Origin of the sequence: Mesorhizobium sp. BH1-1-4, assembly GCF_020165665.1 — a bacterium.
In the GTDB taxonomy this organism is placed as follows: Bacteria; Pseudomonadota; Alphaproteobacteria; order Rhizobiales; family Rhizobiaceae; genus Mesorhizobium.
Window position 1 is genome coordinate 419,133 of sequence record NZ_JAIUIN010000003.1, and the last position, 26,461, is coordinate 445,593.

At 63.4% G+C, this 26,461-nt stretch carries 21 protein-coding genes; 7 read left to right on the plus strand and 14 right to left on the minus strand.

Going from position 1 to position 26,461, the window contains the following annotated elements; genetic code table 11:
- The first annotated feature begins 47 nt into the window (after positions 1-47).
- From LB569_RS08520 to LB569_RS08530, 3 genes are all read left to right on the plus strand, one after another.
- The gene (locus LB569_RS08520) at positions 48-2,372 is read left to right on the plus strand and encodes an NADP-dependent malic enzyme (RefSeq protein ID WP_224691802.1); all 2,325 of its coding nucleotides are present in this window, start codon (positions 48-50) and stop codon (positions 2,370-2,372) included.
- Between the two features lie 184 nt (positions 2,373-2,556).
- Entirely contained in the window at positions 2,557-3,234 is a 678-nt protein-coding gene (locus LB569_RS08525) for an outer membrane protein (protein ID WP_224691803.1), read from the plus strand.
- A 139-nt stretch (positions 3,235-3,373) separates the two neighbouring features.
- Complete coding sequence (locus LB569_RS08530; protein WP_224691805.1) at positions 3,374-4,591, plus strand: DUF2865 domain-containing protein; 1,218 nt, start codon at positions 3,374-3,376, stop codon at positions 4,589-4,591.
- Here the strand turns inward: LB569_RS08530 and gltX are convergent.
- The 8 genes from gltX to LB569_RS08570 all read right to left on the minus strand — a co-directional run bounded on the left by gltX (position 4,509) and on the right by LB569_RS08570 (position 14,412).
- Positions 4,509-5,882 (minus strand): glutamate--tRNA ligase, encoded by a 1,374-nt coding sequence (gene gltX / locus LB569_RS08535; protein WP_224691808.1) that lies wholly within the window; start codon positions 5,880-5,882, stop codon positions 4,509-4,511. The two genes, LB569_RS08530 and gltX, sit on opposite strands and share 83 nt — an antisense overlap.
- Before the next feature lie 137 nt (positions 5,883-6,019).
- Positions 6,020-7,306 (minus strand): hypothetical protein, encoded by a 1,287-nt coding sequence (locus LB569_RS08540; RefSeq protein WP_224691810.1) that lies wholly within the window; start codon positions 7,304-7,306, stop codon positions 6,020-6,022.
- Between the two features lie 113 nt (positions 7,307-7,419).
- Positions 7,420-9,225: an ABC transporter ATP-binding protein gene (locus tag LB569_RS08545; RefSeq protein WP_224691812.1), complete on the minus strand. Its 1,806-nt coding sequence runs from the start codon at positions 9,223-9,225 to the stop codon at positions 7,420-7,422.
- 380 nt (positions 9,226-9,605) lie between these two features.
- Complete coding sequence (locus LB569_RS08550) at positions 9,606-10,022, minus strand: GNAT family N-acetyltransferase (RefSeq protein ID WP_140701493.1); 417 nt, start codon at positions 10,020-10,022, stop codon at positions 9,606-9,608.
- A gap of 50 nt (positions 10,023-10,072) precedes the next feature.
- Positions 10,073-11,023, minus strand: coding sequence for an NAD(+)/NADH kinase (locus LB569_RS08555; protein WP_210242259.1), 951 nt, complete (start codon positions 11,021-11,023; stop codon positions 10,073-10,075).
- Between the two features lie 8 nt (positions 11,024-11,031).
- Positions 11,032-11,919 (minus strand): SPFH domain-containing protein, encoded by an 888-nt coding sequence (locus LB569_RS08560; protein ID WP_140701494.1) that lies wholly within the window; start codon positions 11,917-11,919, stop codon positions 11,032-11,034.
- Positions 11,920-11,954: 35 nt separating this feature from the next.
- Positions 11,955-13,631 (minus strand): NAD+ synthase, encoded by a 1,677-nt coding sequence (locus LB569_RS08565; RefSeq protein ID WP_140701495.1) that lies wholly within the window; start codon positions 13,629-13,631, stop codon positions 11,955-11,957.
- Between the two features lie 64 nt (positions 13,632-13,695).
- On the minus strand, positions 13,696-14,412 hold the full coding sequence (locus LB569_RS08570; protein ID WP_224691813.1) for a DNA-3-methyladenine glycosylase I: 717 nt from the start codon (positions 14,410-14,412) through the stop codon (positions 13,696-13,698).
- A gap of 88 nt (positions 14,413-14,500) precedes the next feature.
- Here LB569_RS08570 and LB569_RS08575 point away from each other — a divergent pair, with 88 nt between their 5' ends.
- Complete coding sequence (locus LB569_RS08575; protein ID WP_224534945.1) at positions 14,501-15,061, plus strand: DUF1003 domain-containing protein; 561 nt, start codon at positions 14,501-14,503, stop codon at positions 15,059-15,061.
- Positions 15,058-15,645, plus strand: a complete 588-nt coding sequence (locus LB569_RS08580) for a DedA family protein (protein ID WP_224534947.1) — start codon at positions 15,058-15,060, stop codon at positions 15,643-15,645. The genes LB569_RS08575 and LB569_RS08580 overlap by 4 nt, the downstream gene beginning before the upstream one ends.
- An 18-nt stretch (positions 15,646-15,663) precedes the next feature.
- On the opposite strand, the gene LB569_RS08585 is transcribed toward LB569_RS08580, so the two are convergent.
- The gene (locus LB569_RS08585) at positions 15,664-16,023 is read right to left on the minus strand and encodes a diacylglycerol kinase (protein ID WP_140701499.1); all 360 of its coding nucleotides are present in this window, start codon (positions 16,021-16,023) and stop codon (positions 15,664-15,666) included.
- A gap of 78 nt (positions 16,024-16,101) precedes the next feature.
- Positions 16,102-16,518, minus strand: coding sequence for a GFA family protein (locus tag LB569_RS08590; protein WP_224691814.1), 417 nt, complete (start codon positions 16,516-16,518; stop codon positions 16,102-16,104).
- Between the two features lie 407 nt (positions 16,519-16,925).
- Here LB569_RS08590 and LB569_RS08595 point away from each other — a divergent pair, with 407 nt between their 5' ends.
- The gene (locus LB569_RS08595; protein ID WP_224691818.1) at positions 16,926-17,993 is read left to right on the plus strand and encodes a GGDEF domain-containing protein; all 1,068 of its coding nucleotides are present in this window, start codon (positions 16,926-16,928) and stop codon (positions 17,991-17,993) included.
- 116 nt (positions 17,994-18,109) lie between these two features.
- Here LB569_RS08595 and LB569_RS08600 read toward each other — a convergent pair whose 3' ends face one another.
- The 3 genes from LB569_RS08600 to LB569_RS08610 form a co-directional block, all read right to left on the minus strand.
- Positions 18,110-19,483 (minus strand): class II 3-deoxy-7-phosphoheptulonate synthase, encoded by a 1,374-nt coding sequence (locus LB569_RS08600; RefSeq protein WP_224691819.1) that lies wholly within the window; start codon positions 19,481-19,483, stop codon positions 18,110-18,112.
- 135 nt (positions 19,484-19,618) lie between these two features.
- Entirely contained in the window at positions 19,619-23,107 is a 3,489-nt protein-coding gene (mfd, locus tag LB569_RS08605; RefSeq protein ID WP_224691821.1) for a transcription-repair coupling factor, read from the minus strand.
- A gap of 86 nt (positions 23,108-23,193) precedes the next feature.
- Positions 23,194-23,481, minus strand: coding sequence for a succinate dehydrogenase assembly factor 2 (locus tag LB569_RS08610; RefSeq protein WP_224534954.1), 288 nt, complete (start codon positions 23,479-23,481; stop codon positions 23,194-23,196).
- Between the two features lie 92 nt (positions 23,482-23,573).
- On the opposite strand from LB569_RS08610, the gene recG reads away from it, so the two are divergent.
- Complete coding sequence (gene recG, locus LB569_RS08615; RefSeq protein WP_140701504.1) at positions 23,574-25,682, plus strand: ATP-dependent DNA helicase RecG; 2,109 nt, start codon at positions 23,574-23,576, stop codon at positions 25,680-25,682.
- On the opposite strand, the gene LB569_RS08620 is transcribed toward recG, so the two are convergent.
- A complete protein-coding gene (locus LB569_RS08620; protein WP_140701505.1) occupies positions 25,634-26,386 on the minus strand; it encodes a DUF502 domain-containing protein in 753 nt (250 codons plus the stop codon). The two genes, recG and LB569_RS08620, sit on opposite strands and share 49 nt — an antisense overlap.
- Between the last annotated feature and the right edge of the window lie 75 nt (positions 26,387-26,461).

The window sequence follows — 26,461 nt, forward strand, 5'->3', positions numbered from 1 at the left end:
GCCTCATGCTAAAAGGACTGCCGAAGCAGGTTTCGAGGAGCGGCCGCATGGAAGGCGAGAACAAGAAAACGGCACGTTCGGACCTCGACGAAGCCGCCCTCTATTTCCACAAGCACCCGACGCCGGGAAAGCTCGAGATCCAGTCGACCAAGCCGCTCGGCAACCAGCGCGACCTGGCGCTCGCCTATTCGCCCGGCGTCGCCGCTCCCTGCCTTGAGATCCGTGACAATCCGGCGACAGCCGCCGACTACACGGCGCGCGCCAACCTGGTCGGTGTCGTCTCCAACGGATCGGCCGTGCTCGGCCTCGGCAATATCGGGCCGCTGGCCTCCAAGCCGGTGATGGAGGGCAAGGCGGTCCTGTTCAAGAAATTCGCCGGCATCGACGTCTTCGACATCGAGATCGACGCGCCGGAAATCGAGCGCATGGTCGAGACCGTTGCCGCACTGGAACCGACCTTCGGGGGCATCAACCTAGAGGACATCAAGGCGCCGGAATGTTTTGAAGTCGAGGAGCGCCTCAAGGCTCGCATGAGCATACCGGTGTTCCATGACGACCAGCACGGCACCGCCATCATCGTCGCCGCCGCCGTGCTCAACGGGCTGGAATTCGCCGGCAAGACCATTTCGGAGATCAAGGTCGTCACCTCCGGCGCGGGTGCAGCCGCCCTTGCCTGCCTCAATCTGCTCGTTTCCCTCGGTGTGCGCGTCGAGAACATCTGGGTCACCGACCGTTTCGGCGTTGCCTATAAGGGCCGTGTCGACGAGATGGACCGCTGGAAGGACCCTTATGTGAAGGACACCGAGGCGCGCACGCTGGCCGACGTCATCCCGGGCGCCGATGTTTTCCTGGGCCTCTCCGCCGTCGGCGTGCTGAAGCCGGAACTGCTGCAGCACATGGCGCCGAAGCCGCTGATCCTGGCGCTGGCCAACCCCAATCCGGAGATCATGCCGGAAGTGGCGCGCGCGGCGCGTCCCGATGCGATGATTTGCACCGGCCGCTCCGATTTTCCCAATCAGGTCAACAACGTGCTTTGCTTCCCCTACATTTTCAGGGGTGCGCTCGACTGCGGCGCCAGCGCCATCAACGAGGAGATGAAGATGGCGGCGGTGCGGGCGATCGCCGCCCTTGCCCGCGAAGAGCCTTCGGACGTCGCCGCACGCGCCTATTCGGCCGAGACGCCGGTCTTCGGACCCGAATTCCTGATCCCCTCGCCCTTCGATCCCAGGCTCATCCTGCGCATCGCGCCGGCCGTCGCCAAGGCAGCCTGCGACACTGGTGTCGCTACACGGCCAATCACCGATTTCGCCGCCTATATCGACAAGCTCAACCGCTTCGTCTTCCGCTCCGGCCTGGTGATGAAGCCGGTGTTCTCGTCCGCCAAGGCTTCCAGCGCCAAGCGCGTCATCTACGCCGACGGCGAGGACGAACGCGTGTTGCGAGCAGCCCAGGTGGTGCTTGAGGAAGGCATCGCCGAGCCGATCCTGATCGGCCGCCCGCATGTCATCGAGGTCAGGCTCAAGCGCTACGGCCTGCGCATCAAGCCCGGTGTCGATTTCGGCCTGATCAACCCGGAGGACGATCCGCGCTACCGCCACTATGTCGACCTCCTGATCGAACTCGCCGGCCGTCGTGGCGTGACGACGGAGGCGGCACGCACCATGGTGCGCACCGACAATACGGTGATCGCCGCACTTGCCCTGAAGCGCGGCGATGCCGACGCCATGGTCTGCGGCCTCGAAGGCCGCTTCGAGCGGCATCTGCGCAATGTGACGCTGATCATTGGGCCGCGCACCGGCATCAAGGATCGCGACCTGTCGACCCTGTCCATGCTGATCTCGCAGCGCGGCATCATCTTCCTCACCGACACCCACGTCTCCGTCGACCCGACGGCCGAGGAAATCGCCGAGATGACCGTGCTGGCGGCCGAGGAAATCCAGCGCTTCGGCATCGAGCCGAAGGCGGCTCTGTTGTCGCATTCGGATTTCGGCTCGCGCGATTCGCCGAGCGCGCTGAAGATGCGGCAGGCCGCTGCCATCCTGGCGCGTATCGCGCCAGAGCTGCAGTGCGATGGCGAAATGCACGCCGATTCGGCCTTGTCGGAGCATCTGCGCCAACGCGTCTATCCGCATTCGCGCCTGAAGGGTGAAGCCAACCTTCTTGTGTTCCCGAACCTCGATTCGGCCAACATCACGCTGACGGCGCTGCGGGCCATGATGGATGCGCTGCATGTCGGCCCCATCCTTCTCGGCACCGACAAGCCGGCGCACATATTGACGCCCTCGGTGACATCGCGCGGCGTCGTCAACATGACCGCGCTGGCCGTGGTCGAGGCCGCGCACAAGGCACAGGCGATCGCCAATCTGGACTGAACCGGCTCCCACGACACGGATAGATTCGGCCGTCTTGCCGACGCGCGGCGGGCCAGGTTGGCCGGATCGAGTGTTGCGGACCAACAACGCTTAACCGAGAAATCCGACATTGAACGAATGCGGATTTCTCGGAACCGGTTAATTTGATATGGTCACCGCCGTCTTACCAGGCCGTGAGAATGTCATGAGAGCCCTGTTGCTCGCTGCGGCAATGCTGACTGTGATTGGCGCAAAGGCGTTCGCCGCCGACGCCATCGGGTCGGAGCCGGCCGTGCACGACTGGTCGGGCGTCTATGTCGGCGGGCATCTCGGCTATGGTTTTGGCAGCACCGATGCCACCTACAATCTGCCAAACACGCCGACGATCCGGGGTTCGCAGGATTACGACACCGACGGTTTCCTGGGCGGTGTCCAGATCGGCTACAATTACCAGGTCAACGCCGCGGTTCTGGGAATCGAGGCCGATATTTCGGGTGCCGATATCAAGGGCCATTCCGACGAGGTCAATGTCGGCGAGGCCGATGTCTACGACACCAAGGTGGACTGGTTCGGAACGATCCGCGCCAGGGCGGGCTATGCGTTCGACCGCACCCTCATCTACGGGACCGGCGGCCTCGCTTTCGGAAGCGTCGAGAACCAGTATCTCGATGGGCCAGCCAACAGCTTTTCCGAAAAGAGCACCAAGGTTGGCTGGACCATTGGCGCGGGGCTGGAGCAGGCAATCACCGATCATTGGTCGGCGAATGCCGAATATCGATATGTCGACCTGCGGGACCAGACGATCAACTACGCGCCTAACTCCAACACCGTTTTCGACAACGCGTTCAGTACCGTCAGGATCGGCATGAACTACAAGTTCTGACGGCTGGCCGGGCCCATCGCCTGATGGGCATATCGAATGGTTGTCGCTTTTCAGCCGGCAACAAGGCGACTTTCCGAAATGGACGATTAACCGCGAACGGGGTAGCCTTGGCGACCACAGGCAAGCGGGATCGAGGCGGATGGCAAGCGGAGGTTTGAAGCAGGCGCATGCCGCCGTTCTGCTTGGCCTGCTGCTGTCCGGCGCGGCGGTCAGCGAACCGCAGGCCGCTTCGCGGGTCTGCCGTCAACTGGAGTCCGACCTCGCCGCGGCCTCGCGCGGCGGCGGGGGTGGCCCGGCACTGGTCCGCAAATACGACGCCGCGATCGAAAGGCAGCGCCAACAGATCTCGAAGGCTCGCGGCCAGGCGAACAGCGCCGGCTGCGGGTTCTCCCTGTTTTCGCGCAACATCAACCAATGCGCCGGGCTGAACGCCACCATCGAGCGCATGAACGCCAATCTCGACAGCCTGCAGGCCAAGCGTGCCCAGCTCGCCGACGGCGGTTCACGCCGCGACCGGGGCCGCATCCTGGCGGCGCTCGACGCCAATGACTGCCGTGACGATGCCGTGGCTCCCCGCCGCGCGCCCATGCGGGAAGCCAGCCGTGAAGACGCCGATCGCGAAGATGGGGGCAATGCGAACCTGTTCGACCAGCTTTTCGGCGGCGACAACCGGCGGATCGATGCGTTGGACCAGCGTGACGATTCGGGCGAGGAAGGCGATGTCAGCCGCATCCTGAATCAGCCCGGCATTCCGGACGTTGCGGGCGGCGGCGGCGAATTCCACACCAGTTGCGTGCGCACTTGCGACGGCTATTTCTTCCCCATGTCGAACGCCGCCTCGGCCGGCGATTTCGAGCGCGACCAGAAGAATTGCGAATCGGCATGCCCCGGCACGGAGATGCAGGTCTTCTATTCGCGCGGCATGGACGACGATTCGGCTTCGATGACGTCCTCGGTCACCGGCAGGCCCTACGGCGAATTGCCGACCGCCTATCTCTACAAACAGCCCAACATGTCGCGACCGCCCGCTTGCGGCTGCAATGCCGCGCAGAATTTCCAGATCATTGGCGGCAACCCGCCAAGCCAGCAACAGGCACAGCCCGAACCGGATGCGCCGCCGTTTGTTCCGGTGCCGGCCACGAAGCCCGATCCGGGCGCCGATCCCGAGACCCTGGCCAATATGGAAGGCGGGCTCGACCGTGAAGCCATCAAGCGCCTTTCGGCCAAGCCGGTGACATCGCCCGTTTCGGCCGTGCCTCCCGAACAGCGCAAGATCAGGGTCGTCGGGCCAACGTTCCTTCCCGACCCATCAGCGGCAATAGATCTGCAAGCTCCGGCCCCGAAGGCAGTCCGGTAAGGGCAAGCCTGAGCGGCATGAACAGCGCCTTGCCCTTGCGGCCGGTCGCTTCCCTGACCTTGCTGGTCCAATCCTTCCAGACCGTTCCGTTCCACGGCTCCTCGGGCAGGAGATCCAGCGCCTGGTGCAGAAAATCGCGGTCGTCGTCGGAAAATTCGGGCTTCTCCCGCGGTCCCTCGCGCAGGACGCGCCACCAGGCAACCGCATCGGCCAACCGGTCGAGATTGCCGCGCACCGCCAGCCAGAACGGTTCGGCCTGTTCCCCGGAAATACCCAGCACCATCAGCCGGTCCCGCGCTTCGTCAAACGGCATGTGGTGCAGCAGTACCCGGTTCAGCACGAACAGTTCGGCCGGATCGAACTTGGACGACGATTTCGAGGTCGCGGCCGGGTCGAAATGGCCGGCGAGTTCGGTTAAATCATGCGCGGCCGCGACATTCTCCGATGTGCCCACCAGCACGGCCAGCGAAGCGACGGCCATCGGCTCGACGCCGTCTTCGCGCAGGCTCTCGATGGAGAGCGCGCCAGTGCGCTTCGACAGCCCCTCGCCCGAGACCGTGGTCAGGAGATTGTGGTGGCCGAACACGGGCGGCTCGACGCCAAGCGCCTTGAACAGGGCGATCTGCACACCGGTGTTGGTGACGTGGTCGTCGCCGCGGATGACATGGCTGACGCCCATCTCGATGTCGTCGACGACGGAGGGCAGCGTGTAGAGATAGGTGCCGTCCTCGCGCACCAGCACCGGATCGGACAGCGAAGCCAGATCCACCGTCTCCTCGCCACGCACCAGATCGTTCCAGTGGATCTCGGTGCGCTCCGGCTGCAGCGGATCGCCGGAGAAATTGGGCAACAGAAAGCGCCAGTGGGGCCGGCGCCCGTCGGCCTGATATTCGGTCACCTGCTCTGTCGTCAGCGCCAATGCCTCGCGGCCATAGACCGGCGGCAGGCCTCGCGTGCGGCGCACTTTTCGCCTGAGATCGAGTTCTTCCGGCGTTTCGTAGCAGGCATAGAGAACCCCCGCCGCCTTCAGCCGCTCGACCGCAGCGTCATGGATTTCGAAGCGCCGCGACTGATATTCCGTGGCATCGGGGAAAATGCCCAGCCAGTGCAGGTCGTAAAGGATGGCGTCGGCGAACTCCTGCTTCGAACGGGCAATATCGGTGTCGTCGAAGCGCTGGATGAAACGGCCCTTGTTGTTGAGGGCGAACAACCAGTTGAACAGAGCGGTGCGCGCATTGCCGATATGGATGCGGCCGGTCGGTGACGGGGCGAAACGAACGGTAACTGTCATGAGCGGGGCGTACCGGATGCCTTTGTGATTGACAAGATGCGCCCCCGCGCCGTGCCGCAGACATAGAACATGGCTGCTGGAATGAAAAGACCGAGGCAAGCCTGCCGCGGAGCCGACGAAGAAACCGCTGAAAGCGATCAGCGGCCGAAATCGTCGGAGCTGAGGCGGGTCCAGCGGTCGCCCATCAATCCACCGATGGCTATGTCGCCGGAGCGGACCGCTTGCGTGACCTCGGCGATTCGCGAGCGGACCATCGTCCCGCCGGCATAGCGGAAGAAGACATTCCTGTAGCCGAAGAGATGAGGCATGAACCTGCTCTGGGTCTGTCCGGTGAGGCCCGCGCAGCCCATGTCCCGCGCCGCCGCGACAAGGCTATCCAGCGTCGCGCCCCAGTGTGGTCCGGCAGCCTGGATCTGCAACAGGTTCGCCATGTCGCCGGCCTGGCCGTAGAAGGCGTAGCAGCCGAGCATTCTGCCCGTCTCGTCATAAGTCCCGCCGAAATGAAGTGGACCGTCGGCCCGCTTCTCGGCCGCCAGCGCGAGCAGTCGCGGCAGCTCGCCATCCGTCCAGGTCGGCCGAAGAGCGTAGTCGGACAGGAGGGCCGGCAGCCGCTCGGCAAATTGGGCCGCGGTGATCGGCTCCGCATGGACCCTATGCGACGATGAAGGCTGGACGGGCGGCCCGAACCTCCGTTTCGTGAAAGCGTCGAATGCTCTCGCGCAGGGATCGAGGGCCAAACGAGGCAGGCGGGGCCATTTACGGTGCAGTGCGGCGGCGGCCATCGCGGCCGGCTGGAAGATATAGGTCCATCCCAGGCAATGGACCGGCAGGAGCTGGTATTTCATCGGACGCGCGAAGGCCAGGGAGACCCGGTTGGCCGAATCCGTCAGTTGCAGATCGAACTCGCCTTGATGCAGGGCACGCAGCAATTGAGGTCCCGCCGAGCCATGGTCGGCGCCAGGGTCGGCCATGAACGGGCCGATGATCGCCGCATTCAATGCCGTTCCGTTGAGTTCGTAACCGGCTTTCAGGACGCCGAGGAATCCGCCCAGATCGCCCTGCGGGTTGATCTGGACAAGAGCGCTGCTCGCACCGGGCTGGCTGGCGGGGTCAAGATAGATCCTTCTCATATATTCGGCCGTCTCCGCGATCGCCAGATCGCGCAATTGGTGCCGACGCCGGCGAAACTTCGTCAGGAAGAGCGTGGCGACGCGCTCGAGATCTTCGGCGACGAGCGGCCGGACCGAGCCGTGCTGGGAGTCCAGCACCGATGGCGCAGCCACCCTTCCCACACCGGTGTTTTCGGAAAGAAGATGCATCGTGAGACCGCTTAGGTTGCCCTTCAGAGGTATACAGCAACCAAAAGTAGAAACAACGAATCTCGGTCGGTAACGTAAACAGACGCGATCTGGAGAAGAGTTCACTGGCGGATTTGCTGGGCCAGTATAGAGCCGGGCCTGCGATCACGTGCCTTGCGCCATCCTGGCCGCTGGGAGCGCGATGGATGGCCTCCGGGCCAAGCCGGAGGCCATCCAGGTCAGTTGACGAGGCCCTTGGTCAGCTCGAGCGCCTGGCGCTCGAACAGGCGGCGGTAGATGCCGCCCTTCAGCCGGATCAACTCGTCATGCGAGCCCTCCTCGACGATTCTGCCGCGATCGAAGACCAGCAGCCTGTCGAGCGCCCGCACCGTGGAGAGCCGGTGAGCGATGACAAGCGTCGTTCGGCCGACCATCAGCCGTTCCATCGCCTGCTGGATCAGCACCTCCGATTCCGAATCGAGGCTCGAGGTCGCCTCGTCCAGGATCAGGATGCGCGCATCGGCCAGGAAAGCGCGGGCGATCGCCACGCGCTGGCGCTCGCCACCCGACAGTTTCACGCCACGTTCGCCGACCAGCGTGCCATAGCCCTTCGGCAGGTTGGTGATGAAGTCGTGCGCGCTCGCCAACCTGGCGGCATGCTCGATCTCCTCCTGTGTCGCGCTTGGCCTGGCATAGGCGATGTTTTCGGCCAGCGAGCGGTGGAACAGGATCGGTTCCTGCTGGACGATGGCGATCTGGCCGCGCAGCGACGCCTGCGCCACCCGCGAGATATCCTGACCGTCGATCATGATCTTTCCGGCGTTCACGTCATAGAGCCGTTGGATGAGCTTGACGAAGGTCGTCTTGCCCGAACCCGAGTGACCGACAAGCCCTACACGTTCCCCCGGCGCGATGTCGACCGAAAAGTCGCGGTAGAGCGGCGACCGGTGATTGCCGTAGTGGAAGGTGACGTTGTCGAAGGCGATGTGGCCCTGCGTGATGGCGATCGGACCAGCACCGGGCCGATCTTCGATGCCGAGCGATTCCGACTGGAAATCGACCAGTTCCTCCATGTCGTTGATCGAACGCTGCAAATTGCGGATATGCGTGCCGATATCGCGCAAATAGCCTTGCAGCACGAAGAACGAGGTCAGCACGAAGGCGACATCGCCGGCGCTCGCCTGCCCCCACGACCACAGCATCAGTGCCAGGCCGATCACCGCGGCCCGCATGACCAGCAGCAGCGCCCCTTGCGTGGTACCGTTGATGGTGCCGCGCACCCAGGTGCGCCGTGTGCGCGCACGCCATTTGGCGACCACCCTGGCGAGGCGGCGTTCCTCGCGCTCCTCGGCGCCGAAGCCCTTGACCACGGCGTTGCAGCTCACCGCGTCGGCCAGCGAGCCGCCGAGGCGCGTGTCCCAGGTGTTGGCGAGCCTTGCCGCGGGTGCGACGTAGCCGAGCGACAGCATCGCCGTCACGGTGATGAACAGCACCGAACCGGCCGCGACGACCGCGCCCATCAGCGGCCAGAACCAGCCGAGCAGCAGCGTCGAGCCGACGAGCATGACCAGCGACGGCAGCAGCGCGATCAGGATGGTGTCGTTGAGCAGGTCGAGCGCCCACATGCCGCGCGTCACCTTGCGCACGGTCGAGCCGGCAAACGAGTTGGCGTGCCAGTCGGTTGAGAAGCGCTGGACGCGGTGGAAGGCGTCCGCGGCGATGTCGGCCATCATCTTCAGCGTCAGCTCGACGATTCCCATGAAGGCAAGGTTGCGCAGCACCACGCCGGTAAGCGCCAGCGCCATCAGAATCGAGAATGCCGTCATCGCGGCATTCCAGGCAATGGCGTCCGCGCCGGCGCTGCTGGCGACTGCATCGACCAGCCGGCCGGAATAGAGCGGTGTCAGGACGTCGGCCAGCGTAGACAGCAGGAAACCACCCATGATCAGCGAAAGCCGCCAGGGCTGGCGCCGCCAATGGGTTAGCGTGAAACCAAGAACGCTGCGAAAGGCGCTCGCGCGCAAATCGATCTTGAAACGAGCCATGATGTCATTCGGGCGCGAACGAGCCCGATCCCAGTAAAGTCGAAAATTGAAAACCGCGCCTGGGCAAAGTGCCCGTGAATGCGGAGGTTCGGCTATGGTCGGTGGCCCGCCCGTGGGCGGTGACCGGCAGCGGCAAATGCCTTTTCTGCGTCCGGTGTGGTTCCGATACTTCGGAACACCGGCACAGACCTAGGCTTCGCGGCCTCGCATAACGATGTCAAATCCTGGCATTCGGTCCTCCCTGAAGGGAATCGCGGAGAGGCCGTTATAGGGATGCTTCGATCGCCAGCCAAGCCAAGCCATGGCCAAAAGCGCTTCTGGCCCAGCCGATGAGGCGATTTTGCAACAGTGCAACCGATGCCTATCGTCGTCCCATGGTGTTACCCGGCAGGCGGCGCACGATCGAGACGCATGTATCGACCATCCGTCGATGCCTTGAAGCCGAGCTTTTCATAGACCCCATGCGCGTCGCTGGTCGACAGGCTCCAATGCGAGACGGTGCTGAGTTCAGGATGCTCGATGAGTGCCCGCACCAGCCGCGAACCGATGCCTTGCCCGCGATGTTCGGGCCAGATGATGATGTCGGCGAGATAGCCGAATACCGTGCGGTCGGTGATTGCCCTGCCGAAACCGACCTGTTTGCCAGCAATGTAAGCGGCGGCGCAGAACGAGTTGGCAAAGGCCCGGCGATGAAAGTCATCGCTGCGTCCCGCCCCCCAGTAGCTCGCCATCAACAGGTCGGAGGTTGTGCGGAAATCGATGCGTGACAGGTCGAAGTCAATTTCACAGTCGGGCATGCTTCACCTTCGAATGGCATTGGTTTCGGAGGCCGTTGCTGGCGCGGTACTCACGGCACCACCAGATAGGCCTTCTGATCGGCGATCGCGATGGTCACGTCGGTGCCGGAATTGAACTCGACGAAATCGACCTCCATCCCGTCGCTGAAAATGACGCCACCCTTGCTCTGCCGCGAAGACACGACCAGCGGCCGGTCGCGGGTGATCACGCCATGGACGAGGGACACGCCTGTCGTGTTGCTCGGAAACGGCTCGCGCACCGAGAAGAACAACTGCTCGCCTTCTCGGTCGTAGCCCCGCGGCGGCAATGTCGGCACCGATGTGTCGCCATAGGCCGCGGCCAGACCGGCCGCCCCCGCCATGACCGAGCGCAGCCAGCCGGTGGAACCAGCGCCGGTCGAAATGATGATGCCGCTTGATGATTGCCGCTCGGTCCGGCCACCATAGGTCAGTTCGTAGCGTGCCGAGACATGGGTGCTGGCGCCGACGAAGAGATCGTTGAAGGCAATCAGCCGCCTTCCGTCATTGGAACGCGCCTCGGCCATCACCACCGCCTGGCGCCGCGCCTTGCCGGACATCGTCAGGTCGAGGACCTTTTCGGTATCGTCGGCATTCCACGGCAAGAGAACGCCGTCGAAAAGCGCGGGATTTGGATTGATGCCGATCAGCGGCTGGTGCGGCAGGTATTTCGCGGTGTTGGAGACCAGCCCATCCTGGCCGAGCGCGATCACGACATCCGAGCCGAATTCGAATTGCGGCACCAGTTCGCGGTCGAGCCGCAATTGTTTGAGACCTGGCGGAAGCGAACCCATCACCCGGTCGAGCGCGCGATGATAGATATCGTGCGCTGATTTGACCGGGTCGAAATTCATACCCGCTTGCCTGAGATAGAAGCGGGCCTGGCCTTGCGTGTTGAAACGCGCGGTCAGTTCCTCGAGCTCGGTCTTGCGGGTGACGACGATCACCCGGTCGATCGGTCTATCGCCCTGGTCGCCGGCCACTTTCTAGGTCACTTGTCGGTCTTCGCCGGCGCGGCGAGTTGGCTCAGCGCGCTGGTCAACATATCAGGCGTGATCGACAGATTGCCGACCGAGCCGCCCTTTTCCGCCCACGCCTTGAACGCCATGGCCGTCAGCACATTGGCGGGTGCCGACGAATAGACGGTCAGTTCGAGCTGCTGCGCCTTGGCGGCGGCCTCGGCCAATGTCAGCTTGTTACGGGCTTCCGTGTCGACCAGCAGCTTGTTGCGTTCGGCCAGTTCGATCTCGGTTGCCAGTTCGCTCTGCTTGATCTCGCGTTCTTTTTCCACCGCATGCGCCCGGCGCGCATAGATCGCTTCGTCGGCCTGGCGCTGCAGCGCCTCGCGATATTCGGTCTGCAGGGCCTTGCGGATTTCCGGTGTCGGCTGGACCGACGTAATATGGACCTCCTCGATCGACAGGCCCGCGGTCGAGGCGATCGGATCGTTGCGCAGCAGATCGGCAAGATTGCCGCCGAGCTTGGTCACCTCGGCCAGCGCCTGTTCGAGCGTCATGCTCGAAACAACGGCCCGTGCGCGGCTCTGGATAGCCAGCACCAGGCGCTCGGCGATCTTCTCGCGGCCGTCGCCGGCAACGTCGGATCGGCCGAGCTTGGCGCTGAAATCAAAGCCTTCCGCCGCCTTGACCGGATCGACGATGCGGTAGCTGACGGAGCCCTGGATCGCCAGATCCTGAAAATCAGCCGTGGTTTCGGTGAAGATGAACGGATTGTCGAGCGAGGTCACCGGCACCGTGGCGATGGTGGTGCCAAACGTGCCGTACCAGAAGCTGATGCCGCGTCCCTGCTGCCGGATCTGCCCGTTCTTGAAGCAGACGATGTGGTATTCAGGCGTTCCCTTGAAATAGCTGATAAACATGCACGCCCCCCAAGGCTCTCAAAAGCAAAGGCTCGCTAGCCGCGGTCCCTGAAACGGTTGGTGATGGGATAGCGGCGGTCGCGGCCAAAATTCTTCCTGGTGATCTTCACGCCGGGCGCCGCCTGACGGCGCTTGTATTCGGCGATGTAAAGCAGATGTTCGATGCGCGTCACCGTCGCCCGGTCATGGCCGCGCGCCACGATGTCGTCGACGCCCATCTCGTTTTCGACCAGGCATTCCAGAATATCGTCCAGCACCGGATAGGGCGGCAAAGAATCCTGGTCGGTCTGATTCTCACGCAGTTCCGCCGACGGCGCCTTGTCGATGATGCTCTTCGGGATCACCTCGCCCGAAGGCCCGAGCGCGCCCGGCGGCACATGGCTGTTGCGCCAGCGCGACAGCGCGTAGACCTGCATCTTGTAGAGGTCTTTTATCGGATTGAAGCCGCCATTCATGTCGCCGTAGAGCGTGGCGTAGCCAACCGACATCTCGCTCTTGTTGCCTGTCGTGACGACCATCGAGCCGAACTTGTTGGAGATCGCCATCAGGATGGTGCCGCGTGCGCGGCTCTGCAGGTTCTCCTCGGTGATCCCTTCCTTCGTGCCCTCGAAGAGTTGCGTCAGCGCATGCAAAAACCCTTCGACGGGCTCGAAGATCGGCACGATGTCGTAGCGGCAGCCGAGCGCGCGGGCGCAGTCCTCGGCGTCCTTGAGCGAATCCTTCGAGGTGTAGCGATATGGCATCATGACTGCACGCAGCCGCTCCTCGCCCAGCGCGTCCACCGCAAGCGCGGCGCAGATCGCCGAATCGATGCCGCCGGAGAGGCCAAGCACGACATTCTTGAAGCCGTTCTTGTTGACGTAGTCACGCAGGCCGAGCATGCAGGCGCGGTAGTCCGCTTCCTCCCGTTCGGGAATCTTCGACATCGGGCCTTCGGAGCAGACCCAGCCATTGTCGGTCCGCTTCCAGGTGGTGACGTCGACCGCGTCCTCGAACTGGCTCATCTGGAAGGCGAGCGTCTTGTCGGCGCCAATGGCGAAGGAAGCGCCGTCGAAGATCAGCTCGTCCTGGCCGCCGAGCTGGTTGGCATAGATGATCGGCAGGCCGGATTCGATCACTTGCCTGATGACGACCTGGTGGCGAACGTCGATCTTGGCGCGGTAATAGGGTGAGCCGTTCGGCACCAGCAGGATTTCCGCCCCACTTTCGGCCAGCGTCTCGCAGATGCCGACCTCGCCCCAGATGTCCTCGCAGATCGGTATGCCGATGCGCACCCCGCGAAAATTTACCGGTCCCTGGATCTCGGGCCCGGCCTGGAAGACGCGCTTTTCATCGAACTCGCCATAATTCGGCAGATCGAGCTTGTAGCGCTCGGCGATGATCTTGCCGCCATCGCAGAAGACGATGGAATTATGCGTGCCGCTCTTGCGCTTCAGCGGCGTGCCGATGATGACGCCCGGACCGCCATCGGCGGTATCGGCGGCAAAATCCTGTGCCGCCCGCTCGCATGCCTTGAGGAAGGCCGGCTTGAGCACCAGATCCTCCGGCGGATAACCGGCGAGAAAAAGCTCTGTGTAGAGCACGAGATCGGCGCCCTGGCGGGCGGCATCCGCCCTCGCCTCGCGCGCCTTGGCGAGGTTGCCGGCGACATCGCCGACAGTCGGGTTGAGCTGGGCGATGGCGATACGCAGAATGTCGAGCTTCTTGGTCATGCCTGCTGACTTAGCGCGGCGAAATCCGCCCCGCAATGGCGTTCGCTTGGACCAATTCAGACCGTTAATCGTCGCCCATATACTCGCGCAGCGATTGCGGCGAATGGTTTTCACCGATGGACATCGCGAGGATGCGCGAAATATGCCGGCGCGGCAGGCCAGTATCCGCCACCCAGCGGTTGATCTGGAGCTGGATCTTGTCCAGATCCCTCTTCGAGGTCGGATTTTCAGCGATGTCGAGGCCGGCGTCGCGCAAGGCGGCGGCCATGTCGGCCGAGATGACGAAAGCGTCCCAGCCCAGCCAGCGCAGGAAATACTGGCCGGTGTTGCCGCCGAGCCGGCTGCCATGCTTGCCGAGATAGGCCATCAGCCCGACCTGGTCGTCGGCGGGCCAGTCGGCGAGGAACTGGCCGAAACCGCGATGTTCTTTCGAGACATGCTCGACGAAGGCGGCATTGTCGCGAACGGATTTGATCTTTTGCGGGTTGCGCACGATGCGCTGGTCGGAAGCCAGATCGTGCCAGAAATCGTCGGGCTGGAACAACAGCCGCTTGGGCTCGAAGCGCAGGAACGCCTCCTCGAAGCCGGGCCATTTCTGCTCGATGACGCGCCAGACGAAACCGGCGGCAAAGACGCGCTCGGCCATTGTCGAGAGGATACGGTCGTCGGTGATGTCGGCCACCGCGGCATTATCGGGCAGCGGCCCCAACAGGGAGGCCAGTTCCGCCTGGCTGCCCTTGCGGTTTGCCGCGCGAGCGCGAATTTTCTTGAAGTCGGCCATCGGTCCCTCTCGGTTCGCCTCAATCTAGCACTTCCCGCCCGGGCCGGCAGCCTCTACCTCTAGCGCAGCAAAGCCCTTGGAGATGGCCATGAACAAGACGATCGACGATCTGGCGAACCGCTGGCTGAAGCGAAAGCCGGATGGTCTCAGTGCCCTGGAGAACCGGGTGCTGCAAAGCACCATCGAGCGCACCACCATCACCCGGGACACCAACAAGGCCGTCGCCTTCCACCAGACCTTTGGTGACCGCCTCGCCGATACGATCGCCCGCATCGGCGGCTCCTGGTCGTTCATCGTCGGCTTTCTCGTTTTCCTGTTCCTGTGGACAACAGGCAATGTCTGGCTGTTGTCGCGCGATGCGTTCGACCCCTACCCCTTCATCTTCCTCAACCTCGTCCTGTCGATGGTTGCCGCCTTGCAGGCGCCGGTGATCATGATGGCGCAGAACCGCCAGACCGAGCGCGACCGCATCGATGCCGCTCACGACTACGAGGTCAATCTGAAGGCCGAGATCGAGATCATGGCGCTGCATGAAAAACTGGACGAACTGCGCCACAGCCAGATCATCGGCATGCGCGACGAGATCGCGCGGCTGGCGGAAGTGGTCAGGCGGATCGATGAAAGACTGTCACAGCAGTTGGCGTCATGACCGAGGCGATTCATCACTTCATCGAACAATACGGGCTGTTGGCGGTTTTTCTCGGCTGCGTGGCTGAAGGCGAAAGTGCCGCCATCCTGGGAGGCTTCTTCGCTCACCAGCATGTTTTCGTGCTGTGGCATGCCTTTGTCGCGGCAGCGCTCGGGGCCTTTGTCGGCGACACCTTCTTCTTCATCCTCGGCAGGAGTTTCGCCGACAACCGCCATGTCGTCAGGTTGCGCCGGCGGCCCGGCTTTCGCCGCGCCTACCGTCTGCTCAACACCCATCCCAACATCTTCGTGCTGTCGAACCGCTATGTCTACGGCATGCGTCTGGTCGGCGGCGTCGCGGCCGGCCTTTCGACCATAGCCGCGCCGCGTTTCGTCATCCTCAACGCCATCTCATCGGTGATCTGGGCGATGCTGTTCAGCACGATCGGCTATGTCTTCGGATTGGGAGCCGAACAATTGATTGGCCAGGCGCTGATGCGCCACGAGCGGCTGTTCGTCGGGCTTGGCATCGCCCTTGCCGTGGCTGTACTGGCCTGGCTTGTCGGTCGCCACCTCGCCAAGCGGGAGCGCGGCCGGGAGCAATGACGCCGTCTCGCGAGGAGATCAGATGGGGAAGCCGGTGATCCGCTCGATGATGGCAATGCCCCAGACGCCGGCGACAATGACTACCGAAATCAGCACCGCGAGCGAGCCGCAGTCCTTGGCCAGCTGGATGTCGACATTGAACTCCCGGCTGAACGCGTCGCAGGCCGCCTCGATGCCGGTATTCAGCACCTCGACCATGATCATCAGCAGCACCGCGCCGATCAGCAAGGCGTAGCCACGCCAGGAGATCGAGATGAACCATCCGGCCGGGAGGGCCAGCACCAGCAGCATAAGCTCCTGCTGAAAGGCCTTCTCGCTCGCGGTCAGCTTGCGAAACGCCCGCACCGAATTGAAAAAAGCGTCGATCAGCCGCTGCATGCCCAGGCCCCTCTCGGAATCACCGGCCCGGGATAAAGCAATGCCCCGATCAATGGAATAAGGCGGATCGTCCAAATTTCATTCGGCCACCGGTATGGATGGCGTAGACTTTTCAAACTGCGGCAGCCCATCGTCTATCGAATAATAGTCGCCCTTGTCGCCGACGAAGATATGACATTCACCCTTGAGCGCCGTTGGCTTGTCGAACGATCCCGCCAAGACCGAAATATAGTCCTGATCCATTGCCTTCCAGAACAGCACTGATCCGCATGCCTTGCAGAAGCCGCGCCTGGCGAAGCCGGACGCTTCGTACCAGGTGATGCTTTCCGCACCCTCGATCGCGATGTCGGTATCGGCGACATTGGTCGCGGCATAGAAATGCCCGCTCTGTTTACGGCATTGCGAACAATGGCAGTAGACAACGCCACGCAGCGCCCCCCTTGTCCGGAAGCGGACCGCTCCGCACAGACATGATCCCTGGTGATCGTCACTCATTCGGCCCCCCTTGAAGAACCCACCTGCCACCTCGTCAGGATTCCCGATTTGCGGCCGCCACACGCAAACAAAAGCGACATGTACTGGCGTAGCAAATACGGAATTCAGTTTCACTTTCAGCGGCGTGATGCATGAACCCCGTCGGAGGCCGGACAAAGCGGGCCTCGATGCGCGGTGATGATGCCTGGGTTGGACGCCTTTACAGCCAGGCGTAGACAAAACCGGCGGCAGTTCTGCGAATTAAGGAAACTTTAGCGCTACTGAATTTATGGTGTGCCAAACGAAGGTCGCGTGTGGGGACGCGCCTCTTCGCAGAGTGTTCTGGACTACCGAATAGCATTCCCCAGCCGGTGGCACGCGGAATTTACAAATTCCGTTGCGGCATCCGAGGGGGAAGCGAACAGACCATGCAGCCGGCAGCAGCCCAGACCGAACGAAGCACCGACATTGCTAGCACCGTCGTCGCGACCATGCGCCAGCTCGGCGTGCTGGGCCTGCCGCGCAACTACGAGATCTTCTACGAAGCCTTGAGCGGCACCAACCGCGAGCTCAGTCTTGCCGTCGTATCGCTGAGCAACCGGCCGACACAGGATGAACTGGATCAGATCGGGCGCGCCTTCTTTGCCCATAATCATGGTCCCGGCATCGTCGAGCATGCCAGGGACGTCATCGCCAGGGAACTCGAGGAAGTGGCGTCGCTCCTGCGCAGCGAGCGCAGCCACATCGAGAAATACGGCCGGATTCTCGATGAGACATCCAGCGGCCTGAGCAACCGTAGCCTTCTCTCCCAGGATCTTCTGCAGAAGATCGCCAGCGCGATGGCCGTTGCCACCAATTCGACGATCGATCACGGCCGGCAGGTCGCTTCGACGCTCAACGACAAGACGGCAGAGCTTGAGAGCGTGAAATCCAAGCTCGAGGAATACAAGCGGCTGGCGGATACGGATCCGCTGACGCAGATCTGGAACCGCCGCGCCTTCGACAAGGAAATCACCAGGATATACAACAGCAACAAGGGTATTCTGTTCAATGCCCTGATCCTTGTCGACATCGATCGATTCAAGGACATCAACGACCGCTATGGCCATCCTGTCGGCGACAAGATCATTCAGATCATCGCCGAGATTTTCCAGACCAGCATTCGCGGCGACATGTTCGTCGCCCGTACCGGCGGCGAGGAGTTCGCGCTGATCATCGAGGGCGCCAGCGAGGACGCCACCTACGACATCGCGGAACGCATTCGTGCCCTGATCGAGCAGACGCCGTTCACCAGTAGCCAGACCGGCATGAATTACGGCACCGTGACGGTATCGATGGGTATCTGCATGGCATCAGAAGCCGAAGGGCCTGAAGACCTCTACACCAAGGCGGATCGGGCGCTCTACCGCTCCAAGGTCAGCGGTCGCAACCGCGTCACCAGGCATTCGACAATGGGACGAGCCGGCAAGAGCTGGCTGCTCTACAAGAAAGACTGAAGCCTGCGCTTTTTGCCGATCGCGCCAGCACGGTCGGAGGCACACACAAAAAGCCGAAAATGGAAAAGGCGCCGGGTTTCCCAGGCGCCTTTGCTTTATCGGTCCAATCGCCAGGATCAGCCGTTCGCGGCCTGCCTGTGCTGCACCGGGTGGCTCTTCTTCAAAAGGTCCGAGACCAGGAAGGCCAGCTCGATCGCCTGGTCGGCATTGAGGCGCGGGTCGCAATGGGTGTGGTAGCGGTCTTGCAACTCCTCGGCGGTAATGGCGCGCGCGCCGCCGGTGCATTCGGTGACGTTCTTGCCGGTCATCTCGACATGGATGCCACCCGGATGCGTGCCCTCGGCACGGTGCACCTCGAAGAAGGTCTGCACCTCCTTCAGGATGCGATCGAAGGGCCGCGTCTTGTAGCCGGCCGCCTCGATCGTGTTGCCATGCATCGGATCCGACGACCAGACCACGCTGCGGCCTTCCTTCTGCACCGCGCGCACCAGCTTCGGCAGATGGTCGGCAACCTTGTCCGAGCCGAAGCGGGCGATCAGCGTCAGCCGTCCGGGCTCGTTGTCGGGGTTCAGCAGATCGATCAGTTCCAAAAGGCCATCCGGCGTCAGCGACGGACCGCATTTCAAGCCGAGCGGGTTCTTGATGCCGCGGCAATATTCGACATGCGCATGGTCGGGCTGGCGCGTGCGATCGCCGATCCAGATCATGTGGCCCGACGTGGCGTACCAATCGCCGGAGGTCGAATCGACGCGAGTCAGCGCCTCCTCGTAGCCGAGCAGCAGCGCTTCGTGGCTGGTGTAGAAGTCGGTCTCGCGCAGTGCATAGTTGGTTTCCGAGGTGATGCCGACGGCCTTCATGAAGTCCATCGTCTCGGTGATGCGGTTGGCGAGAGATTCGTATTTCTCGCCCTGCGGGCTGTCTGATACGAAGCCCAGCATCCAGCGATGCACGTTCTCCAGGCTGGCATAGCCGCCTTGCGCAAAGGCACGCAGAAGGTTGAGCGTCGCCGCCGACTGGCGGTAGGCCATTTCCTGGCGGGCGGGGTCGGGAATGCGCGACTTGTGGTCGAATTCGATGCCGTTGATGATATCGCCGCGGTAGCTCGGCAGCGTCACCTCGCCCTTGGTCTCGTTGTCGGACGAGCGCGGCTTGGCGAACTGGCCGGCGACGCGGCCGACCTTCACCACCGGCTGCGCGCCAGCGAAGGTCAGCACGACCGACATCTGCAGGAAGACGCGGAAGAAGTCGCGGATGTTGTCGGCACCGTGTTCGGCGAAACTCTCGGCGCAATCGCCGCCCTGGAGCAGGAAGGCCTCACCATTTGCCACGGCCGCGAGCTGCTTCTTCAGCTTGCGCGCCTCTCCGGCAAAGACCAGCGGCGGGAAGGTGGCGAGCTGGGCTTCCGTGTTCTTCAGCGCGGCAAGGTCCGGATAGGCGGGAACCTGCTTGATCGGCTTTGCTCTCCACGAATTCGGCGACCATTTCGTCATCGCTGCACCCAACGCTCTTTCCGGCGAACACTCTCGCCCGCCATTTCCTGTCCCTCTATGGGGTTGCGGCTCCATACACGAAGCCGATTTCCTATTCTAGACCGGAATTTCAGCCCTGGCGAATGCTCCCGGCGACTAGGCGACCAGCCGAGCCAATTGCGTCATCACCACCGCCGAACCCGCCAGCCGCTTCTCGGCCGTGGGCCAGTCGCGGATGAAGACCACGCTATGGTCCGGCCGGATCTTGGCCAGCGAGCCCTGTTCGCCGATGTACTTGACCAGCCCGACCGGGTTGGGAAATTCGCGCCTGCGGAAGTGGATGACGATACCCTTCGGCCCGGCATCGAGCTTTTCGACATTGGCCTTGCGGCAGAGCGCCTTGATGAAGACGATCTTCAGGAGATGCTTCACCTCCTCCGGCAGCGGACCGAAGCGGTCGATCAGCTCGGCGCCGAAAGCGTCGATCTCCTCGGTGTTTTCGAGATCGCCGAGACGGCGGTAGAGCGCCAGCCTGAGCTGCAGGTCCGGCACGTAGCCTTCAGGGATCATCACCGCCGTGCCGACAGCGATCTGCGGCGACCAGCCGCCATCCTGAACCTCGCCGGAATCCTTCACCTCGGCCACGGCCTCCTCCAGCATCTGCTGGTAGAGCTCGAAGCCGACCTCCTTGATGTGGCCGGACTGTTCTTCGCCGAGCAGATTGCCGGCGCCCCTGATATCGAGGTCATGGCTGGCGAGCTGGAAGCCGGCGCCCAGCGTGTCGAGCGATTGCAGCACCTTGAGCCGGCGTTCGGCGGTATCGGTCAGCTTGCGGTTGGCTGGCAGCGTGAACAGCGCATAGGCGCGCACCTTGGAGCGGCCGACGCGGCCGCGCAGCTGATAGAGCTGCGACAGGCCGAACATGTCGGCGCGGTGGATGATCAACGTGTTGGCGGTCGGGATGTCGAGACCGGATTCGACGATGGTGGTCGACAAAAGCACATCGTACTGACCGTCATAGAAGGCGTTCATAATGTCGTCGAGTTCGCCCGGCGGCATCTGGCCATGGGCCACGGCGACCTTCAGTTCCGGAACGGATTCCTTCAGGAAATCATGGATTTCGGCGAGATCGCTGATGCGCGGAACCACATAGAAGGAATGGCCGCCGCGATAGCGCTCGCGCAGCAGCGTCTCGCGGATGACCAGCGGGTCGAAGGGCGAGATGAAGGTGCGCACCGCCATGCGGTCGACCGGCGGCGTGGCGATCAGCGACAGTTCGCGCACCCCGGTCAGCGCCAGTTGCAGCGTGCGCGGGATCGGCGTCGCCGACAGCGTCAGCACGTGGACGTCGGTCTTCAGGTCCTTCAGCCGTTCCTTGTGCTTGACGCCGAAATGCTGCTCCTCGTCGATGATCAGCAGGCCGAGATTCTTGAACGAGATCGCGGAGCCCAGCAGCGCATGGGTACCGATGACGATATCGACCTGTCCTTCGGCAATGCCCTTCTTGGTCTCCGCCAGATCCTTGGCGCCGACCAGCCGCGAGGCCTGGGCGACACGGATGGGAAGCCCTGAGAAACGCTGCGAGAACGTCTTGAAGTGCTGGCGCGACAACAGCGTCGTGGGCACCACCACTGCGACCTGAAACCCTTCCATCGCCGCGATGAAGGCGGCGCGCAGCGCCACTTCGGTCTTGCCGAAGCCGACGTCGCCGCAGATCAGCCGGTCCATCGGCTTGCCGGCGCCGAGGTCGTCGCGCACCGAATCGATGGCCGTCTGCTGGTCGTCGGTTTCCTCGTAGGGGAAACGGGCGGCAAACTCGTCATAGAGGCCTTCGGCCGGCACCAGCGCCGGGGCGGCGCGCATCTGCCGCTCGGCGGCGATGCGGATCAGCTGTCCGGCCATGTCGAGCAGGCGCCGCTTCAGCTTGGCCTTGCGCGACTGCCAGGCGCCGCCGCCGAGCTTGTCCAGCGTCGCCTCGGCCGTATCGGAGCCGTAGCGCGACAAAAGCTCGATGTTTTCCACCGGCAGGAACAGCCGGTCGTCGCCGGCATAGTGGATTTCCAGGCAGTCATGCGGCGCGCCGACCGCTTCGATGGTGCGCAGGCCGATGAAGCGGCCAATGCCGTGGTCGGCATGGACCACGATATCGCCGGCCGACAGAGCCGAGGCCTCGGCGATGAAATCGGATGCGCGCTTCTTGCGCTTCGAGCGCCGGATCAGCCGGTCGCCCAGAATGTCCTGTTCGGCGACAACGACCAGCTTTTCAGTCTCGAAGCCGGATTCGAGCGGCAACACGGCCAACGCAGCCTGTCCCGGCTCGAGCTGTTCGGCCTCGGCAAGCGTCTCGACCTGCTTGAGATTGCCGAGATGATGCTCCGCCAGGATCTGGCCAAGCCGGTCGAGTGAGCCTTCGGTCCAGCCGGCGATGACGACGCGGCGGCGCGCCGCGCGCTCGTCGGCTATGTGCCGGACGACGACATCGAAGACGTTGACGTTCGGGTCGGCGCGCTCCTCGACGAAGCTGCGACCATGGCGCGAGCCGGCGTGGAAGACTTTCTTGCCCCCTACGTCGGGCGCATCGAACACGGTGAAGTCGATGTCCTCGCGCTCGCCAAGCGAAGCCTTGAGATTGTCCGGCGAGAGATAGAGCAGGTCCGGCGCAACCGGCTTGTAGGGCACCGCATCCTTGAGCGCCCCGTCAGCCTGCTTCTTGCGTGCCTCGTAATGGTCGAGGATCAGCGTATGGCGTTCGGCCAGCGCCTCATGCGCCAGGTGGTCGAAAACCACGGGTGCGTCCGGCAGGTAATCGAACACGGTTTCCAGCCGCTCGTAGAACAACGGCAGCCAATGCTCCATGCCGGCGAAGCGCCGGCCTTCACTGACTGCCGCATAAAGTCCGTCGTCACGCGATGGTGCGCCAAAGGCCTCGATATAGGCGCGGCGGAAGCGGCTGATGGTTTCGGGCGTCAGCGCCACCTCGCTCATCGCCTGCAGCGCCATCGACTTGCGCTGGCCGGTGGTGCGTTGCGTGGCGGCATCGAAGACGCGGATCGATTCCAGCGTGTCGCCGAAGAAATCAAGCCGCAGCGCTTCCGTCCAGCCCGGAGCGAACAGATCGAGAATGCCGCCGCGCACCGCGAATTCGCCGATGCCGCGCACGGTCGGCACGCGCTCGAACCCCGACGTCTCCAGCCGCGCGATCAGCGCATTCATGTCGATCTGGTTGCCGGGCCTGGCGTGGAAGGTCTGTGCCTCGACCAGCTCCGCCGGCGGAATACGCTGCAGCAGCGCATTGGCGGTTGTGAGAATGACGGCACGATGAGGTTTCTTCGCCAGCGCGATCATGGCGGTCAGCGCATCGAGGCGCTTGGCGGCGGCATCGGAACCGGGCGAAACACGGTCGTATGGCAGGCAGTCCCAGGCCGGCAGTTCCAGCACGGGCAGGCCCGGCGCCACGAAGGACAGCGCCTCGATGATGGCAGGCAGGCGCTGGCCGTCGCGGGCCACGAACAGCACCGGCTTGTCGGGTGCGATCTCGAGCGCGGTCTGTACCAGCGCGAAAGCTTCGTAGCCGTCGGCGACGCCGTCGACGATGAACTGGGCGGGACGGCCCTTCGGCAAGCCAATGGTGGGGATGAGAGCCATCAAATCACGGTCTTGGTTGTCGCAATTCCGGTGGGAAAACCGCTTCGCACTTTTCCTGGATTGCCTGTGTTCAGAAAGTCATGTGTTCAGAAAGTCATGGTCCGGCGGGACGCCAGGATTTTTTGCAGGACGGCACAGTCGATTTCTGCCGGCACCGGGCGCTCGCCCGTGATCAGCGGCAGGAATTCCGTATCGTTAATATCGAGAAGCTTCTCATATTGGTCGATTTCCTCGGCGGTCAAGGTGCCGATCTCGGCGTCCGCGAACGTGCCGAGGATCAAGTCCATCTCGCGCATGCCGCGATGCCAGGAGCGGAACAACAGCTTGCGGCGGTGTGCGTCCAGCCCCTCGCTTGATCGTTTCGTTCCGGTCATTGTGCCGCATCCTCGCTTCAAGCGGCGCATATAGCGTGGATAGTGGGCGGTGTCAGCCTTGCGCTGCCGCCGTCGCGACATAAGCTGACATCATGCGTCCTTCCATCCTCGACCCCCTGTTCGTCCCGATCACCTCGCTTGCCGGCGTCGGGCCGAAGGTCGGCGCGCTGATCGAGAAGGTCGTGGCGGCCGACCTCGGCGACCGTGCCGCGCGCGCGGGCGACCTCCTGTTCGTGCTGCCGCACACCGTCATCGATCGCCGCAACCGGCCCGGCATCGCGGGTTCCGCCGAAGGCGCCATCGTCACGCTCGAGCTGCGCATAGACCGCCACCAGCCGCCGCCGCGCGGCAACAAATCGGTGCCCTACCGGGTCTACGCCCATGACGATACCGGCGAAATCGGCCTGACCTTCTTCCATGCCCACGCCGCCTATCTCGAAAAGGCGATGCCGGTGGGCGAGCATGTCGTGGTGTCCGGCCGCATGGAATGGTTCAACGGCCGCCCGACCATGGTCCACCCCGATCATATCGCACTGGCTGGTGAAGCCGAGAGCCTGCCGCTGGTCGAGCCGGTCTATCCTCTGACCGCGGGGCTTTCGGCCAAGGTTTTGCGCCGAGCGATCGGCCAGGCGCTCGGCCGCTTGCCGGAATTGCCCGAATGGCAGGACGGTGCCTTCATGCGCCGCCAGAGCTTTGCGTCCTTCGGCGATGCGCTGACCCGCATCCATTATCCCGCCGACCCGATCGATGTCGCGGTCGAAGGGGCTGCATGGCGCCGCCTTGCCTATGATGAATTGCTCGCCGGCCAGGTTTCGCTGGCCCTGGTGCGGGCAAAGGTGCGACGGCTGTCGGGCCGACCGCTCGTCGGTGACGGCCGCATCGTCGAGAAACTGCGTTCTGCCCTTCCCTATTCGCTTACCCCCTCCCAGGAATTCGCGCTGGCCGAAATCAACGCCGATCTTGCCGATCCAGAACGCATGCTGCGGCTGCTGCAAGGCGATGTCGGCTCCGGCAAGACGGTCGTGGCCTTGCTGGCCATGGCACGCGCGGTGGAGGCCGGCGGCCAGGCGGCGCTGATGGCGCCGACCGAAATCCTGGCGCGCCAGCATCTGGCGACGATCACCCCGCTTGCCGCCAAGGTCGGCTTGCGCATCGCCATCCTGACCGGCCGCGAAAAAGGTCGCGAGCGAGCCGAGACGCTGGCGGGCCTGGCCGGCGGCGAGATCGACATCGTCGTCGGCACCCATGCGCTGTTTCAGGACACGGTCAGCTTCCACGATCTGGTCCTGGCCGTCATCGACGAGCAGCATCGCTTCGGCGTCCATCAGCGGCTTGCCATCACCGCCAAGGGCGATGCGCCCGACATGCTGGTGATGACCGCTACCCCCATCCCGCGCACGCTGGTGCTGACCGCCTTCGGCGACATGGACGTCTCGAAGCTGACGGAAAAACCAGCCGGCCGCCAGCCGATCCGCACCGTCACCCTGCCGCTGGAACGGCTCGACGAACTGGTCGGCCGCATGCTCGATGCCGTCGCCGATGGCCAAAAAATCTACTGGATTTGCCCGCTGGTCGAGGAATCCGAAGAGATAAAACTGATGTCGGCCGAGGATCGCTTCGCCTCGCTGAAGCCGTTGTTCGGCGAGCGTATCGGTCTCGTCCACGGCCGCATGAAAGGCGCCGAGAAGGACGAAGCGATGCGCGCCTTCAAGGCTGGCGAGACCCGCATCCTGATCGCCACCACCGTCATCGAGGTCGGCGTCGACGTGCCCGACGCCACGATCATGGTCATCGAGCATGCCGAGCGATTTGGGCTTGCGCAATTGCACCAGTTGCGCGGCCGGGTCGGGCGCGGCGACAAACCCTCGTCCTGCGTGCTGCTCTACAAGGACCCGCTTGGCGAAACGGCAAAGCGCCGGCTATCGGTGATGCGCGAGACCGAAGACGGCTTCCTGATCGCCGAGGAAGATCTGAAGCTGCGCGGCGAAGGCGAATTGCTGGGTACGCGCCAGTCCGGCACGCCGGGCTTCCAGGTGGCGCGCATCGAGGCGCATGCCGATCTGCTCGAGGCTGCCCGAGACGACGCCAGGCTGATCCTGTCGCGCGACCCGGAACTGCAGTCGGATCGCGGCGAGGCGCTACGCCTCCTGCTCTACTTGTTCGGCCGCGACGAGGCCGTGCGGCTCTTGCGTGCCGGATGAGACCCTAGCGGCGGATTGGCCAGGGTTCCGTTGATCGGCTCGCCGTTCAGCGTGACCAATTTCGTCTTCACCTCGGGGGCCACCAACCCGGCCGACACGATCAGCTTGGCGCCGTCCTCGATCGTCATGTCGAGCGGCACGATATCCGACTTCAGAACATACATCAGGAAACCGGTCGTCGGGTTGGGTGTGCACGGCATGAACACCGCGATCAGCGGATCGCCTTCCTGGTCGAGCTTCTGATTGATCTCGGTTTCCTTTTCGCTGGCGACAAACACCAGCGACCACACACCCTTGCGTGGATATTCGACCAGCCCGACCTGGCGGAACATGTCACCCTTGTTCGACAGCACGGTCTCGAAAATCTGCTTCAGCGAGCCATAGATGCCGCGCACCAGCGGCATGCGGCCAAGCAGACGCTCGCCAAAGCCGACGATGGCGCGGCCGACAATGTTGGCGGTGAGAAAACCGATCAAGGTAATCAGAATAAGCGCGACGATCAGCCCGAAACCGGGAACCGGGAACGGCAAATAGGTGTCGGGGTTGTAGCGTGCCGGAATATAGGGTTTGACCCAGGAATCGACCCAGCCGATGAACGACCAGGCGATATAGGCGGTGATCGCCAGCGGCGCACAGACGATGAAGCCCGTGAGGAAATAGTTCCTCAGCCGGGTCATGCCGGAGGTCTTGGGAGCGTCTGACATGGTTCACCGGGGCGCGGGTTGCGCCGCAACATTAGTGAACCGCAAGGCGCTTTGGAACTGCGAAGTTTTTAAAGG